A 16,242-nucleotide genomic window follows, 5' to 3' on the forward strand; every position below is an offset into this window, starting at 1 on the left:
CTGTTATTGAGAGAAAACCCAAACCTCTGAAAAGATTCAATCCTATGGTTGTGAGAATTGACCAATTGCTTGCCGCTTGAAAATCACTTATCTCGCTTTTATCTTCCTCAAAAATTACATATTTTACCCAATGTAACTGATTTTCTATTTTCCAGTATCCTCGAATAATTTTAGCAAATACTTGAGCGGATTCGGTTAGGCTACACTTCGACAGGCTCAGTGACCGCTGATATAGTAAGCTGTTTCTTCATAAGTTTTATCCCCGCGACTACCCCTTCTTTCTACTTTAATAATTCTTCGCAGATTTTCAAACCCTTGTCTTTCATTTTTCCTCACTTTAAAAACTTCTATTTTTCTTGATATTTTTCGTCCATGACTATTATTTTGACGGTGATAACATAATCATTTTTACTCTTGGCTATTAAGCTGATTGTTTTTTTCTGACAGTGTCAAGCATCCCCAGTAAAAACTTTATTTGGGAAAGAGCAATCCTCAATTATAGCTTAACCTTCGTCGATTTCAGACCCTTTTTTGTTTTCGACTCTTTTTAAGTGTAATACTAATCCACACTTCGACACATTTCGACACATTTTGACAAGCTCGATGTAAAAGCTCAATGTAAAGGGTCAGTGACACTTTCTTGACTAAACAATGAGACAAGCATGATAAAATTTTGTTGTTCATTGTTAGGATTCTTTAGGGTGTTTTTGAGACTTTTTCTATCTATGTCTAGCCAATTTATATCATATCTTTGTCCATATTCTTCTAATCCCCATTCATTAAACATTTTTAACAAACTCTGCCATTTAATTCCCATTATTAAGTACCTAAGCAAAATTAATTACACATTTCGATAAAGCTTGGTTCTTCCGAACTTACACTGTAGAAAATTCCCCAAGCTTCCTCTCTGTCCAGCAATGCTCTAAAGTTGATAAATATCAATCTAATAAAAACTCAAAGCCCTATTGTACAAGCTTTACAAGCATGAGTTGTTGATAGTTTTGCATGACAGTTTCGGTAGAGCCTAAAGCTTTTGCCTATTGCCTATTGCATGAGTGCCTATCCTAACCAAGAAATTAATTTTGCACGACTACTTACCCTTCTAATTGTTGAACAAAGTCCTAGAAATCAGCCAAATTACCGCCCTATTTTTTGACACCTACAATTAAGGATAATCAGGGCAGTATCAGCCTCGAAATCGTCAAAAACACCGATAACCATCCGGGGAAAGTTGACGGCCAACCTGAACCTAGAACTAGGGAGACAAAAACAAGATCGGGCAGAAAGCCGATACTTGTTACAATAGTTTACAAATCACCCTGCCCCGTCACCGAACTATGTCCGAACAGATGATCTCCCCAGAGACGCAACCCGAAGAAGCGATTACTGTTGAAGTGCAGCCCGTCCATATTCCCGAAGAGCATCGGGAAGATATCGGCCCCATGGATGACAACGTGGCCGAGAGTTGGCGCTACAATCCCCAAGTTATTAACGACTATTACCGTGGGCGACCTCTAGACGTTGTGGGGAGATTAATTGAAATTACTCTACCAGTTTTATCTTTTCTCATCGGTATCTGGTGGGATAAACTGCGGGGAAAATCGCCGAAAAATGAAATTAGACGGGCTGTACAATTGCGGGAAATGTTGACCAAATTGGGACCGACCTATATTAAAATCGGTCAAGCTCTCTCTACCCGTCCTGATTTAGTACCGCCTTTATATTTAGAAGAATTAACCACTCTCCAGGATCAAATTCCCTCTTTTCCTAATGAAATCGCCTATCGTTTTATCGAAGAAGAATTAGGTTATTCTCCTGAAGAAATTTATGCAGAATTATCCCCCAATCCCATAGCGGCCGCTTCCCTAGGACAAGTTTATAAAGGTAAATTAAAAACCGGAGAGAGAGTCGCCGTTAAAGTACAGCGTCCCGATTTGATTCGCTGTATAACTTTAGATGTGTATATCATGCGTAGTTTGGCGAGTTGGGCGAAAATTAATGTTAAAAGACTTCGCTCCGATTTAGTGGCAATTACCGACGAATTAGCTGGTCGTATTTTTGAAGAAATTAATTATCTGCACGAAGGACAAAACGCCGAAAAATTCGCTCAACTTTATGGTCACATTGCCGAAATTTACATCCCCAAAATCTACTGGAAATATACCGGGCGACGGGTTTTAACCATGGAGTGGGTGGACGGCACAAAATTAACTAATATCAAAGAAATTCAAGCCCAGGGTATTGATGCCACCTACTTAGTTAATGTGGGGGTGCAGTGTTCTTTGCGTCAATTACTTGAACACGGATTTTTCCATGCGGATCCCCATCCGGGTAATTTATTAGCGACTCCCGATGGTAAATTAGCTTATCTTGATTTCGGCATGATGAGCAATATTGAACCCTATCAACGCTACGGTTTAATCGAAGCGGTGGTGCATTTAGTCAACCGGGATTTTGAGTCTCTGGCCAAGGATTATGTTAAACTAGACTTCCTATCACCAACTACCAATTTAGAGCCAATTATTCCCGCTTTTTCGGAAGTTTTCGGTAATGCTTTGGGGGCGAGTGTGGCAGAATTAAACTTTAAAAGTATCACCGATAAAATGTCGGCGATGATGTACGAGTTTCCCTTTCGAGTTCCTGCCTATTATGCCCTGATTATTCGCTCGATGGTGACTTTAGAGGGAATAGCGATTGGCATCGATCCTAATTTTAAGGTACTGAGTAAAGCCTATCCTTATATTGCCAAACGTCTGCTGACCGATCCTTCCACGGAGTTGCGAGATTCCCTGCGGGATTTATTGTTTAAAGACGGTACTTTTCGCTGGAATCGTTTAGAAAATCTCTTGCGTAATGCTAAAGATTCTAATGATTTTAACTTCGAGAAAGTCAGCGAACAAGCATTAGATTTTCTTCTGTCAGATAGGGGTATATTTATCCGCGAAAAATTAGTGAATGAGTTAGTAAATACCCTCGATAATTTCGGCCGTCGCACTTGGTTTAATCTCACGGTTAATTTCCGGCAACAGGTGGGTTTAACGGTACAAGAAACTCCCCCAGAATTGTTGGGTGATGCTAAGAGTTTTGAGCATCTTCGCAACATCTTTAGTATTTTACAGGAAACGAAAGGATTTGATGCCATGGCTATGGTGCCAGTGGTGACGAAACTAATCGCTAAACCGGAAACCCAACAGATGGGACAAAAAATTGCTGAAGGTTTGCTACAAAAATCCCTAGCGCGTTTAATTCGTTACCTAGTTCTCGAATTTGATAGACCAAATCATCGGCAAAATGGAGAATTATCGAAAGCTTTACCCGCTGCCGATTAACCTCTGTCAGTTCCACCGACTGCTCAAAATCTGAGCATTTCCGACAATAAAGGCCGTGAAATAAATTTCACGGCTACGAGAAAAACGCTAAACTGTTTTTAAAGTTTTTTTATCCTAACTGGTTAACGGGGTTTAAAGGTGACTTGTAAACCGTCGCGAGGATGGGGAGTGGGGATAGTGGTGAGGGTGAGATCTTGATTAGGGAGTAATTGCCAATTATACTTTTGTACTAAACGGACGGCTAAAATTTTCATCTCTAAACGAGCGAATTCCTTGCCGATACATTCGCGCAATCCCGCACCAAAGGGGATATATCCGTAGGGTTTTTCTTCGGCTAAAAAGCGATCGGGATCAAAGGTTTCAGGATGGGAATAAATATTATTATCTTTATGGGTATTGCTGATTTGATACTGCACTATCCATCCTTTCGGCAAATGATAACCGTTAAATTGACAGTCTTCTATTACCCGACGGAATCCTCCTCCCACGGGGGGAGTAAAACGTAAAACTTCCTTTAAAACGCGATCTAAATAGGTCATCTGTTTGAGGGTATCGACGCTTAAAGGAGTGGATAGATCAAAATTAGTTATTTCCTCAAGGACAAGCTGAAAAATATCGGGATGCAGTGCCATTTGTAGGCAGAAAGTGGCGATAGCAGAGGTTAAAGTTTCATGACCAGCAAAGAGTAATAATAGCACTTGATCCTTTAATTCTGCTAAGGATAAACTTTGACCGTTTTCGTCTTTAGCTTGTAAAAGGATAGCCAGAGCATCCTGGCCTAAGTCATCATTTTTTTTTCTTTCTAAAATGATAGTTTCTATTGCTTCCAGTAATTCTTCTCGACAGCGTAATGCTTTGCCGAAAGCTGTCCAGGGAAGGGGAATGGGAAGGGTAAATAGTCCCGCACACCAAGTATCAAAAGCTTCTCCTAATTTGGTAGCAGAACCCTGGTCAAGACCGACAAATAATTTACAGGCGATATCGAGAGTATAGTTTCTTAATTCAGGATACCATGACAGGGTTTTGGCATTTTCCCAACGCTCTAAATAGCGAGCGGTAATTGTTTCTACCGTAGGGATATAACTTGCTAGAGACCGGGGTTGAAAAGCTTGATAGATTAAACGACGACGGGAAGCGTGAACATCTCCCGTATGCACTGCTAAAGATGCGCTACCTAGGAGAGTTTTGGTACTTTTAGGCCAAGTTGCTGCAAAGTATTTATTCTCGTTGCTGAGGAGAAACCGGTTAGCTTCGGCACCGGATAAAATAATCGTGGGACTGCCAAAAATATGAGTACGGAAAAGTTGACCATATTTATTATGACGTTTACTGGCAAAATCCCCATCGGTTAAAAAAGCGATTGTTTCTCCTAATAGGGGTAATCCGAAACTGCCGGGGGGTAAGGGTAGATCTTTGCTTATAGTCATCGCTGCCTCTAGGGTAAAACTAATCAGTTGCCGTCGATTAACCCTGTTTATTCTAACCTAAAGCACCGGCGAATTCATCCCCTTATCTAGCTGGACAATTAGCGATCGCACTTAACAACGGTAAGTACCTAAGCAAAATTAATTACACATCTCACCAGTCAACAGTAAGAATTGCCGCCAATTGACATTTTTTAAGATCACCGCCATAATCACCCATTGCTAATAGTAATTCGCGGCAAACGATGCTTAAAACCGCAGAGAATTTCCCAGGATATCGTACCTAAATCCCGCGCCCAATCGTCGGCGGTGATGCACTGTGGGCCGTCTTTACCGATAAGTGTGACGATTTCCCCTGTTTTTACCTCTGGAATCTCGCTCACGTCAATCATTAACTGATCCATGGTTATCGCGCCGATTTGGGGTACTAAACGTCCTCTCAGGGATACTTTTAAACGATTGGAGAGATTGCGGGGAACTCCATCGGCGTAACCGATACCGACCACAGCAATACGGGTGTCTTTTGCCGCTATGTACTGATGACCATAACTCACTCCCGAACCGGCGGCAATGGTTTTGACTTGGGCAATGCGCGCTTTTACTTGCAGGACGGGTTGCAAAGGGACTTTATCGGTGAGATGATCGGCAGGATAAAGACCGTAGAGAGCTAATCCGACTCTAACTCGATCGTAGTGCAGAGATCGATCGCTTAGGGTAGCGGCAGAGTTGGCTAAATGCAGACAGGGGGGATGATAACCTTTTGATCTTAACTCGGCGATCGCTTGTTGGAATCTTTGCCGTTGTAACTGCATGATCTCGGGATTGGGATCGTCAGCTGTGGCAAAATGGGAGTATATACTGGCAATTTTCAGGTTAGGAGCTTCTAAAACCTGTTCGACGAATTTGGTGCCGTTGTGCCATTGTGTACCTAAGCGAGACATCCCCGTATCTAGCTTGATATGGACCGGCAGCCGCTGCTCTAAGCGTCTCATAACGCTGGCAAAAATTTGCACCTGTTCGATTTGCACCAGGGTGGGTTGCAATTGCCAATGGGCCAAGGCTGCCACTTCTTCTGGGGTATTGACTGCCCCTAAAATCATAATTGGGGCAACGATTCCCGCTTCCCGTAGTTCGATACCTTCCCCGATAGTCGCGATGGCTAAAGACTGCGCTCCGGCTTCTAAAACGCTGTTAGCCACCTTAACTGCCCCGTGTCCGTAAGCATCGGCTTTAATTACCGCCATTAATTCCGTTTTTGGGGCTAATAAGGCCTTGACTTTTCGCACGTTTTGTTGTAGGGCAGATCGATCAATCTCTACCCAAGCACGATAGCGAATTACTTCCGACAATTGATAATCATGACGGTTTTTGGGCGGATTGATAATTTTTGGTTCGATGCTAAACGTCACTCGCTCACTCCTTTGCACGCATAACCCAATTTATCACAGATGTCGGGGTGAAGACCCTCGTACTGACGGGATGAAACCCCGACCAAAATAGAACCGCAAAGCGCGATGCCGCTAAGAATATTCGGGATGAAGGTTTACGAATTTTGGCGGTAGGGCATACCGCTACTGCTTCTGGAGGGAGAGTAAGACCAAGTAAAGGCACTGCTTTTGCAAGGCATCTCCCCGTGAATGAAGAATCCCTCGCATGAGTGCGATGGGAGTGTCAAACCAAAAGAAAACCGAGAGGGCTAGGAAAAAAGCCGGAAACTCCTCTGGATTTCCTCCTTTTTCCAGGCGGAATCTAGGCTTTAAGATGAATGGGATGTTAGGAAGTTCCCGAAAAAATTGGCAGTTAGGGTTATCGGTGTTAGGGGTTAGGGTTTTTTCGCAGAGAATGAACAGTAACCGCTAATCAGTGACAAGAAAGTAGCGAAGTTTTCACCTAACACTATCTCAGTGGTTGGACAGAAGTGAAGTTAACTATAGGGTAAGGAATGCCAAAAAGCCTAGACTAAGATAAAATTATTATATCCAACCAGATGCAGTACAGGAGTTTAGCCAATGTCTAACGAAACTGTTACTTATTCCCTAGAAGCTGTCCTCACAAGGATTGAGGGGAAGATCGATAAGATTGATGAGCGCTTGACAAAAGTAGAAATAGGATTAACCGATCTCAAAGGAGATATTAAAGTGTTAGACGAGAAAATCGAAGGCATGGACAATCGGCTAATATCGGTAGAGGGAACCCAAAAAAATCAGGTCTGGACATTGATCATCCTTTTGGGGAGTGCCATTTTTACGGCCGGATGGAAAGTATTTTTTTCCAGTAATATCTGATCTTTCTAATTCTCAACAAGACTACAGTTAACCGCTCCTGAAAGAAAATTTTCCTAAAGCCTAGACTTAAGATAAAATTATATCCAACCGGATGCAGTATAGGAGTTTACCAAATGTCTAATGAAACTGTTACTTATTCCCTAGAAGCTGTCCTCACAAGGATTGAGGGAAAGATCGACTCGCTTGAGAAGCGGGTTAACGAAAGATTTGACAAGGTAGAAGATCGGTTAACCAAACTAGAAATAGGAGTAACTGATCTCAAAGGGGATATTAAAGTTTTAGACGAGAAAATCGAAGGCATCGACAATCGGCTAATATCGGTAGAGGGAACCCAAAAAAATCAGGTCTGGACATTGATTATCCTTTTGGGAAGTGCCATTATTACGGCCGCTTGGAAAGTATTTTTTTCCAGTAATATCTGAGTTCTCTAATTCTCAACAAGACTACAGTTAATCGCTCCTGAAAGAAAATTTTCTTAAAGCCTAGACTAAGATAAAATTATATCCAACCAGATGCAGTATAGGAGTTTACCAAATGTCTAACGAAACTGTTACTTATTCCCTAGAAGCTGTCCTTAAAGAAATTAAAGACAGTATCAAGGAAGTTAGTCAAAAATTCGATAAGATTGATGAGCGCTTGACCAAAGTAGAAATAGGAATAGCCGATCTCAAAGGGGATATTAAAGTTTTAGACGGGAAAATCGAAGGCATCGACAATCGGCTCAGATCGGTAGAGGGAACCCAAAAAAATCAGGTCTGGACATTGATTATCCTTTTGGGAAGTGCCATTATTACGGCTGCTTGGAAAGTATTTTTTTCCGGCAATATCTGAGTTCTCCAATCCTCAACAAAACTACAGTTAATCGCTCCTGAAAGAAAATTTTCTTAAAGCCTAGACTAAGATAAAATTATATCCAACCAGATGCAGTATAGGAGTTGACCCAATGTCTAACGAAACTGTTACTTATTCCCTTGATGTCGTCCTTAAAGAAATTAAAGACAGTATCAAGGAAGTTAGCCAGAAATTCGATAAGATTGATGAACGGTTTGATCGATTAGATAATCGCTTAACAAAACTTGAGATAGGACAAGCTGATATCAAAGGGGATATTAAAGTTTTAGACGAGAAAATCGAAGGCATCGACAATCGGCTAAAATCAGTGGAAGGAACCCAAAAAAATCAGGTCTGGACATTGATTATCCTTTTGGGAAGTGCCATTATTACGGCCGCTTGGAAAGTCTTTTTTTCCGGCAATATCTGAGTTCTTCAATTCTCAACAAGACTACAGTTAACCGAACACAGTTGACCAGATTTCCTCATTGCTTATTTACCAATACAAAAACGGCTAAAAATGCGATCAAGTACCGATTCAGTCACTTCTTCGCCGGTAATTTCTCCTAAAGCTTGAATGGCAGTACGCAGATCGATCGACCAAAAATCAAAAGGCAAATTTTCGTCAATTGTGTTTTTGACCTGTTGCAAAGCAATTTTCGCCCTAGTTAAAGCGGCCGCCTGTCGTTGATTAATGGCTAAATCCAAATTAGCCGCCTGTATTTCTTGATTTTGGACAGCATTAATAATAGTTTTTTCTAAGTCTTCAATACCCTGATTTTGGGCAGCGGATAGCTTGACAACTCGCTCAATTTCTGCTGGATAAATTACCGTTTCAGGATTGGCTAAATCAATTTTATTAATCACTAAAATTAATCGGCGATCGCTGACAGAGCGATAAATTTCCTCGTCCTCCTGGGTCCATCCTGACTCTGCGGAGACGGTTAAGAGAACTAAATCAGCAGACCGGGCCGTTTGACGGGAACGTTCCACCCCAATTTGTTCAACTCGATCGCTGGCCGAGCGAATTCCAGCCGTATCGAGGACTTGTACGGGGATTCCCGCCACAACTAGCTGAGATTCGACGATATCGCGGGTAGTGCCGGGTAAATCGGTGACAATCGCTCGATCGCTCCGACTCCAAGCATTTAACAAACTTGATTTACCCACATTCGGCCGTCCCACGATCGCCACTTTTAGACCACTACGCAGCAATTCCCCGCGCTCGGCAGTAGCTAAAATTAAATTTACTTGACAAAAAACCTGTTCTATGCTATGGAGAACCGCCTCGTGATCCAAGGGCGGTAAATCCTCTTCAAAGTCAATACGGGCCTCAATTTCAGCTAAAATATCGAGACAGGTGGCACGCAAATGCCGAATCGGTTGCGCGAGTTTTCCCTGTAAACCAGCGAGGGCAAATTGTGCCGCTTGGGGAGAACGCGCCCCAACGAGATCGACGACGCTTTCGGCTTGAGTTAGGTCAATTCTGCCGTTAAGAAAGGCACGCAGGCTAAATTCCCCCGCTTGGGCCAAACGCGCCCCATTTTCTAGACATAACTGTAACACCTGTTGTACGGGCATAATGCCGCCATGACAGTGAAATTCCACCACATCCTCGCGGGTGAAAGAGCGGGGCGCTAACATGAGCAGCAGCAAAGCTTCATCGATAATTGCTTGACTTTGGGGGTGCCGGATATAACCGTAGAGAAGACGATGACTTTGCCATTTTTGACGATTGCGGGTATGGAAAAGCCGACGAGCGATCGCCACTGCCTCACTACCGGATAAACGGACAATACCGATACTACCCTGTTCCGGAACGATCGCCGTAGCGATGGCGGCGATCGTATCCCCTGTGTTTAACATCTCTGAGTAACTCCTTGCTAAAATTGAAGTTGGTATCAATTTTGTCAGCATTTATGCCCAAAAATATGCGCTCACGGTCATTAAAAGCGAAAAATAAAGAAAATAGCCTAATTAATCGTCTGAAGCGCTTCTGTCGCTACTGGTGGATTCGCTTAGTGCGATTGCAGGGACATCCGATCGAAATCGCTCGCGGGTTAGCGGTGGGGGTGTTTTCTGGGGCCTTTCCCTGGCTAGGATTACAGACCATTATTGCGATTTTTTTAGCTTTCTGTGTGCGGGGCAATAAAATCGCGGCAGCGGCAGCCACTTGGGTGAGTAATCCCTTTACCTATATTCCCGTGTTTTTGTTTAACTATAAATTGGGAGAATTGTTTTTAGGTAAAGGAAATCAAGCGATCGATAGTCGTATTTTTGCCTCTAACCAAAGTTGGGCGGAAAATTGGGGGAGTTTGAGCGGTGAATTTCTCTTAACGTTATTTTTTGGCAGTTTGATTACAGGTCTGTTGGCGAGCATTATCACTTATTTTGTTAGTTATCGTCTCCTCAGTCAATGGCATCATCGCCGACAAACAAGGAGAAAACGCTGATAAATTGTCACCGTTCAGGGGGGGACGAAATCTGGTAATCTAAGAGGCATGGATGAGAAGCACCTACGGTAATCCCATAATAAGTCTAAACTGTTATTTGATTGAATGAATACTATGATTGTGTTGTATTCAGCAAGTCTTCATCAATGATCAGTTATAGTCCATCCCATAATCCCATCAATCACAGTTAAGACGATGGCTGTGACTGTCGCATCATTTGTAAATTATTACGAATCATTTGTGTATTGAGATGCTCTTTACTTAATGTATTGACATACAATACTTTTGTCATTTAATCAGTAGGAAGTAGGTCTGAAATTATATTTAAAAAATCTCTCACTTTTGCAATGAAAGGAAGAACTTGTAATTCATCAAAATCTGCAAAGTCTGTATAATCTGCTTCGAGACGGTATTCAAACAATTCGTTATAAACTGCACCAAAGTCTTTTGAAATAATTTCGCTACGGATGTAGTTTTTGTTGAAGAGACTACGGACACCTGTATGTTTTGGAGATGAGAGATTATCATAAGCAAGTAAAGCCGTAACAGCATAAAAGCAACTATAGTACAGACGATTGATACAACTATTCCATCTTGCACCATCAGCAAGAGAACAAGCATCTTGATAAGCTTCCTCTGCACGATTTAAACGATACCTAATTAGTTGATCGTGAGGGGAATTTTTACTCATAGCATAATAGCTTCTTTGTTAACTGATTGCCAGAAAGGAGTAGTTTGTAATAAGGGATGTTCCCATTGATTTTTGCTGCGAACAATGGTACAAATAACTTCTTCTGTTTCCCATTCGATTTCATAAATTTGACGACGGATTTGAGATGTGCGAGTAGGGTTAGTGATCCCATCAACTAATACTAATATATCCCAATCAGAGTCTGGTTGAGCATCGTTTCGCGCCCGTGAACCATAAAGAAATATTTGCGCTTGTGGTTCGATCGCTTGTACTGCTTGTTTAATTTTATTGAGTAATAGTTGTTTGTCCATGATTTTTTATTACCTTTTTGTACTGCAAAACAATATTAACAATATAGTCCATCCCATAATCCCATAATAAGTCTAAACTATGATTGAAATGATTGAATGAATACTATGATTGTGTTGTATTCAGCAAGTCTTCATCAATGATCAATCATAGTCCATCTCATAATCCCATAATAAGTCCAAACTATGATTGAAATGATTGAATGAATACTATGATTGTGTTGTATTCAGCAAGTCTTCATCAATGATCAATTATAGTCCATCCCATAATCCCATAAATCACAGTTAAGACGATGGATATTGCTGTTGTCGCATCATTTGTAAACTTTTCCGAATTTGAACAATAGTAGAGTGATTTTTCCTAATAGTCGTTGACTCCATTTTATAGTAGTTCTATTTTTTAAATAAAGAATAATAAAACCTTCTTGGGTAAAGTGCTTGTCATGGGTAAGCACTTCAAAAATATCCATTTGTTGCATAATTATCATTGATATGCAGTCTGTAATACTATAACCTTTGTCTGACCGTTGTTTATATAATTCAAAACCTAATTGACGTAATTCTGGTGTATAGGAAATAACTTGTATTGTTTTTTCCCGTAGCATTTGCGTACACATTAAGAGTGCTTTCTGTCTCATAATAGTTCCTCTACATGAAGCATAGTTCAGTATCTCATCAATAATGCCATCCGTTGTTATTAGTTGATCATTGATACAATTATGGGCATAGTTGAGTGCGATTTGATGCCAGTCATCTTTGGGGTTGAGTAAAGCGATCCAATAAAAGGTGTCGGCAAAAATTTGCTTCATGGTTAATGTTTAGGAGTACCGTAGATGTAATGATCATGTTCCTCTGCACTATCGGTTGGTAAGGTATCTAAAACTTCTTGAGGAATATCAGCAGTGAGTTCTTCGATAAATCGCGCGAAAGGTTTAGATTGTTCTTGCGATCGATGATGTTTGATTTTGGCTAACAATAAAAAGTCAAAAACTTCTTCTATTACCTCATCGGATACTGTTTCAATTTCATGAATTAGTTGTTCTTTAATGGTCATAATTTTACCTTTGTAAGTTCTTCAACTATAGCCTATATCAGTTATCAGTGATTAATTCAATTATAGTCCATCCCATAATCCCATCAATCACAGTTAAGACGATGGATGTTGCTGTTGTCGCAGCGTTTGTAAGTTTTCCCGAATCTTAACAGTAGTAGGATGATTCTCCCCTAAAGCTTGCTCGGCTATGTCTAAAGCTTGTAAATAGAGTGGTTCAGCTTCCGCGTACCTTACTTGAGAGTGGTAGAGTTTTGCTAAATTATTAAGATTTTCAGTGATATTGGGATAGTTATCGCCTTCAAAAATTTCTGGACAGTATTTTTTTTGATTTGCCAAAAATTCCTGTGAGGTAACTTCAGTAAAATCTTGGTGGATAATATTGCGAAATTCTTTAGGATCTAGCATGGTTAATTTTCTCCTTCTATTTAATTAACTCTTCATACTCATCATGAGAACCAATCCAAAACCAGTAATAATCTTCACCTTTTTTCAATGCTAAAGCTCTATAATTCTCAGTTATTCGGACTGACCAGACATTTTTCCCTACTTTCTTGAAATGTAATGATCGATGGAAAACATTACTAATCCAGAGACGATAGGCTTTTTTTGCCTGTTGCTTAATGTAGGGAGGTAAGTTGGCATAACATTGCCAAAAATCAGGAGTTGTTAAGGATTTCATCTAAAGGCTTAACTTGATTGTTACTGATATCATTGTTGACTTTTTGTAATAGTCGATCGAGTTTCCCTGATTCGAGATCGTTTTTTATCTGTTTGTCCCAACTATCATCAAGATAGTCTTGTAACCAAGCTGATAATTGATGGATTTCTTCGTCAGGCAACTGGAGAATCGCGGATTCAATATCTTTGAGTGTAGTCATGATTGTTTGGTTGATTGAAGGTGATTGTATTATTTTATATTGTTGTATTATCGGATAGGTTAATAACCCATCCTACGGGAGCGACTCTAAGTTTTCCCGAATCCTAACAGTAGTAGGATGATTCTCCCCTAAAGCTTGCTCGCCAATTGCTAAAGCTTGTAAAAAGAGAGGTTCCGCTTCTTTGTACCTGCCTTGGTATTTGTACAGCTGTGCTAAATTGTTGAGGGAAGTTGCCACATGGGTATGATTGTCTCTGAAGAGTCGTTTATACAAATCTAATGCTTCTAGATAGAGAGGTTCCGCTTCTGTGTACCTGCCTTGGGATTTGTACAATCCTGCTAAATTGTTGAGGGAAGTTGCCACATGGGGATGATTGTCTCCTAAGCGAGATTGTACCGCTTCGAGACAATTATCAAAATATCTTTCTGCCGAGTTATACTGTCCTTGCCCCTCATAAAACCATGCTACCCCAACAAATGCCCACATTAAATTATCATCATCAGGATTAGGAATATCATCCAGCATCTCTTGACTCAGTAACTCCAGATGAGGAATAGCCAGACGCACTCTGTCAATATCTGCAATAACGGGATTCTGGGGAATAGTCTTTGCTACGGCAATTCCACTACTCGCAATTCCTCCTTGCAGAACATGAATAAAATCATCCCCTTCCTGCTTACTTTGATAACGAAAATACTCTCTCAACAAAGCATGAATAACAATATTTTTACCATTCTCAATCTCAATCAGAGACAAATTATCTAACTGCTTGCGTGCATCCTTGACTGCTTTCTTCTCCCATCCCAAACTGTTTATCGTCGGTTCCACCAAATCCTGCCAAGGAATAGCAGCAGCAGCAAACCTTCCCAACAGCATCGCCAACTGAGTTGCTAAACGTTGCAAACGTTGCCAACTCAAATTAAACGCAGCTATCACACCCCTCTCAGCCGTAATTCCCCTCACCATTTCATCGGAAAGCGACTCATCCTCAAGACTCAACTGCTGTAAATAATCTTCCAGAGACAACATCCGGTCATCTTTTAAATATTTAGCAACCAACTCTAATGCTAAAGGTAAATAACCCAGATAACGACAAATCTCCTTGGCTGTTTCTATCTCATTTTCAATGCGCGAAGTGAGTTCAGCATCGACAATTTTTGTTAACAGTTCAAGAGACTCCGCTTCTGACAACACCCCTAACGATAACTCCCAAAACCTCAGACTCAGATTCCTTTGTCGCGTCGTTAGCATCACCTTAAAACGAGAGGAAATTGGGAGCAATTCTTGAGGAATATCTTCTAAGCTTTTAACATCATCAATAACAAGTAAAATTTGTCCCTCTTGAGGATGCCAGTTTTGCCAACACCACTTCACCTGTTCCTCAACACTTCCCAATTTCTGTAACTTCTCCGGCATTGCTAAATAAGGCGCAGCTTTTAATAAAATTTGAGTCGCTAAATCCCCTTGATTGAGAGAAAACCAATAACAAGCCACATATCGCTGTTGAAACTCCCTTGATAACGCATACTGAACCGCTAACTCAGTCTTACCCACACCTCCCATACCCCGCACCGCACAAACCGAAACCTTACCCTCATTTTGTAACGCCTCATGCAAGTTTTTTAAGTCTTGCTGTCTCCCGACAAAATTGGGTGATCCTTGTCGTACATCACTGGGAATCGTTGTACTTACTTTTGGTAAATTAATCGTTTGGTTAATCTCAATTTGAGCATAATCACCAAATGTTGAATCTTTAATCCCTGTCTGAGTATTTTTGTTATCCATAATCGTTATAAAATTAGTTAGTTTCTTGCTCAATTATAAAAATAGCATCTCCATCCGCTTTGATCTGCTGCGCACCAATTTGTTCAACAAGATCGCCCTTAGCTTTTTGCTTGATTTCTGCTTCTATGCGACCTGCCGTAACATCTCTTAAACCAACTTGGGTGATTTCCCCTGCTTGAATTGCTTGTCCTAAAATCTGTAACTCCTCAGCAAAAAGGAAGTCTTCATCTAAAATCACATCTAAATTTTTAGTCAAAGTTGCGATCGCTGTACTATCACCACTTTCAACCTTAGCCAATGCTTCATCAACTTTAGGAGATTTTCCTGTTAAGCGAGTTTTGATCTTTTCCCATAAAATGGGAATCTTAGCCAAAGCTTCAGCCGTAAAGCGTTTCGCTAAATCCCCCGTCCCAGACTTCACAAACTCTTGTACTGCTAAGGTGACAAGTAAACCTGCTGTTAATGGCTCAGTCATTTTTAAATTTTCCTCTAATAGTAATTCAAATTGGGTTTGAGACTCTAAACGTTTGGAGAAAAATAAAATCTCTAAATTTTCAATCTCTTCACTCTCATGGCTCTCTTGGATTTGGTGGGTAAAATGTATTTTAAGATATATTTCTCCTAGCGAGGGAGTGGAAGGAACCACAGAGACACAAAGGACACAAAGATCGATCCTATGTAAGTTAAACTGATCACACAGAACCTAGAAGATTTCGAGAAAAAGCTAAACCTACCAAACCCGGGGCGTAAACTCTGCATCATTTAAAATTATTACATTTTCCCCTGACTGCACCAACACAAATAAACCCTGACGACAACCATAACTCGCCACCTCATTGGGAACAATCATCGCTGCCACCGCTCCCAAGGCCTTTACATCTCGAAAACGAGGCATTAACCGCTTAAACTTCGCCAAACGTTGTAAATGCTCATCCACATCCCTTTGAGTTAACTTACTTTTGACCTCCACTAAAATGGCATCCGTATCATTCACTACCAATAGATCAATCTCTAAACCCTCATTATCCCGTTTTACCGAAATGCCAGGGTGAAACTCATGGACATCAATACCCCGCTCCTGAAAAAGACGCACCACCGCAGGACGTACTTGCCACTCGACAAACTCTCCTAAACGATTGCCCAACTCCCCAATCTGCTTACTAACTCTGTTAATTTGCTTATCTGTTTCTTTTTGAGCTTGGGA

18 protein-coding genes and 3 pseudogenes are annotated in these 16,242 nt (G+C 40.9%); 7 read left to right on the forward strand and 14 right to left on the reverse strand.

Annotated features, from left to right (window positions below; translation table 11 throughout):
• Positions 1–832: pseudogene (locus PN470_RS08470) on the reverse strand (ISAs1 family transposase); the annotation flags it as partial.
• Between the two features lie 505 nt (positions 833–1,337).
• Here PN470_RS08470 and PN470_RS08475 point away from each other — a divergent pair.
• The gene (locus tag PN470_RS08475; protein WP_272104285.1) at positions 1,338–3,329 is read left to right on the forward strand and encodes an ABC1 kinase family protein; all 1,992 of its coding nucleotides are present in this window, start codon (positions 1,338–1,340) and stop codon (positions 3,327–3,329) included.
• A 122-nt stretch (positions 3,330–3,451) separates the two neighbouring features.
• On the opposite strand, the gene PN470_RS08480 is transcribed toward PN470_RS08475, so the two are convergent.
• Both PN470_RS08480 and alr read right to left on the reverse strand, forming a co-directional pair.
• The gene (locus tag PN470_RS08480) at positions 3,452–4,756 is read right to left on the reverse strand and encodes a cytochrome P450 (protein ID WP_272104288.1); all 1,305 of its coding nucleotides are present in this window, start codon (positions 4,754–4,756) and stop codon (positions 3,452–3,454) included.
• 209 nt (positions 4,757–4,965) lie between these two features.
• Positions 4,966–6,162 carry an alanine racemase gene (gene alr, locus PN470_RS08485; protein WP_271938199.1) on the reverse strand — a complete coding sequence of 399 codons (1,197 nt, stop codon included), beginning with the start codon at positions 6,160–6,162 and terminating at the stop codon, positions 4,966–4,968.
• A gap of 104 nt (positions 6,163–6,266) precedes the next feature.
• On the opposite strand from alr, the pseudogene PN470_RS08490 reads away from it, so the two are divergent.
• The 5 genes and pseudogenes from PN470_RS08490 to PN470_RS08510 form a co-directional block, all read left to right on the forward strand.
• A pseudogene (locus PN470_RS08490) lies at positions 6,267–6,410 on the forward strand (RNA-guided endonuclease TnpB family protein); the annotation flags it as partial.
• Positions 6,411–6,762: 352 nt separating this feature from the next.
• Entirely contained in the window at positions 6,763–7,038 is a 276-nt protein-coding gene (locus tag PN470_RS08495; RefSeq protein WP_103112041.1) for a polyhydroxyalkanoate biosynthesis repressor PhaR, read from the forward strand.
• Positions 7,039–7,151: 113 nt separating this feature from the next.
• Positions 7,152–7,460 (forward strand): DUF4164 family protein, encoded by a 309-nt coding sequence (locus tag PN470_RS08500; protein WP_002760170.1) that lies wholly within the window; start codon positions 7,152–7,154, stop codon positions 7,458–7,460.
• A gap of 112 nt (positions 7,461–7,572) precedes the next feature.
• The gene (locus PN470_RS08505; protein ID WP_002776335.1) at positions 7,573–7,869 is read left to right on the forward strand and encodes a hypothetical protein; all 297 of its coding nucleotides are present in this window, start codon (positions 7,573–7,575) and stop codon (positions 7,867–7,869) included.
• 112 nt (positions 7,870–7,981) lie between these two features.
• A complete protein-coding gene (locus tag PN470_RS08510) occupies positions 7,982–8,299 on the forward strand; it encodes a DUF4164 family protein (protein ID WP_016514447.1) in 318 nt (105 codons plus the stop codon).
• A 62-nt stretch (positions 8,300–8,361) separates the two neighbouring features.
• On the opposite strand, the gene mnmE is transcribed toward PN470_RS08510, so the two are convergent.
• Positions 8,362–9,735, reverse strand: coding sequence for a tRNA uridine-5-carboxymethylaminomethyl(34) synthesis GTPase MnmE (mnmE, locus tag PN470_RS08515; RefSeq protein ID WP_103112042.1), 1,374 nt, complete (start codon positions 9,733–9,735; stop codon positions 8,362–8,364).
• Between the two features lie 53 nt (positions 9,736–9,788).
• Here mnmE and PN470_RS08520 point away from each other — a divergent pair, with 53 nt between their 5' ends.
• Positions 9,789–10,322, forward strand: coding sequence for a DUF2062 domain-containing protein (locus PN470_RS08520; RefSeq protein ID WP_002750395.1), 534 nt, complete (start codon positions 9,789–9,791; stop codon positions 10,320–10,322).
• A gap of 292 nt (positions 10,323–10,614) precedes the next feature.
• Here PN470_RS08520 and PN470_RS08525 read toward each other — a convergent pair whose 3' ends face one another.
• The 10 genes and pseudogenes from PN470_RS08525 to PN470_RS08570 form a co-directional block, all read right to left on the reverse strand.
• The gene (locus tag PN470_RS08525; RefSeq protein WP_002736237.1) at positions 10,615–11,013 is read right to left on the reverse strand and encodes a HEPN domain-containing protein; all 399 of its coding nucleotides are present in this window, start codon (positions 11,011–11,013) and stop codon (positions 10,615–10,617) included.
• Positions 11,010–11,324, reverse strand: coding sequence for a nucleotidyltransferase domain-containing protein (locus tag PN470_RS08530; RefSeq protein WP_002737075.1), 315 nt, complete (start codon positions 11,322–11,324; stop codon positions 11,010–11,012). Before PN470_RS08530 ends, PN470_RS08525 begins: the two co-directional genes overlap by 4 nt.
• Positions 11,325–11,725: 401 nt before the next feature.
• Positions 11,726–12,130: pseudogene (locus tag PN470_RS08535) on the reverse strand (type II toxin-antitoxin system VapC family toxin); the annotation flags it as partial.
• Positions 12,131–12,132: 2 nt separating this feature from the next.
• Positions 12,133–12,375, reverse strand: coding sequence for a hypothetical protein (locus PN470_RS08540; protein WP_002756510.1), 243 nt, complete (start codon positions 12,373–12,375; stop codon positions 12,133–12,135).
• 93 nt (positions 12,376–12,468) lie between these two features.
• Complete coding sequence (locus tag PN470_RS08545) at positions 12,469–12,780, reverse strand: tetratricopeptide repeat protein (RefSeq protein ID WP_271938213.1); 312 nt, start codon at positions 12,778–12,780, stop codon at positions 12,469–12,471.
• Between the two features lie 16 nt (positions 12,781–12,796).
• Entirely contained in the window at positions 12,797–13,054 is a 258-nt protein-coding gene (locus PN470_RS08550; protein WP_002737575.1) for a ParE family toxin-like protein, read from the reverse strand.
• A complete protein-coding gene (locus tag PN470_RS08555) occupies positions 13,032–13,253 on the reverse strand; it encodes a hypothetical protein (protein WP_002736659.1) in 222 nt (73 codons plus the stop codon). The genes PN470_RS08550 and PN470_RS08555 overlap by 23 nt, the downstream gene beginning before the upstream one ends.
• A 72-nt stretch (positions 13,254–13,325) precedes the next feature.
• Positions 13,326–15,038, reverse strand: a complete 1,713-nt coding sequence (locus PN470_RS08560; RefSeq protein WP_272104290.1) for a tetratricopeptide repeat protein — start codon at positions 15,036–15,038, stop codon at positions 13,326–13,328.
• 13 nt (positions 15,039–15,051) lie between these two features.
• Entirely contained in the window at positions 15,052–15,513 is a 462-nt protein-coding gene (locus PN470_RS08565; RefSeq protein WP_272104292.1) for a hypothetical protein, read from the reverse strand.
• Positions 15,514–15,768: 255 nt separating this feature from the next.
• Positions 15,769–16,242 (reverse strand): DUF3782 domain-containing protein (locus tag PN470_RS08570; protein WP_272104295.1); only part of this gene is annotated, 474 nt, incomplete at its 5' end.

This window comes from Microcystis sp. CS-574 (assembly GCF_028329095.1).
Lineage (GTDB): Bacteria > Cyanobacteriota > Cyanobacteriia > Cyanobacteriales > Microcystaceae > Microcystis > Microcystis ichthyoblabe_A.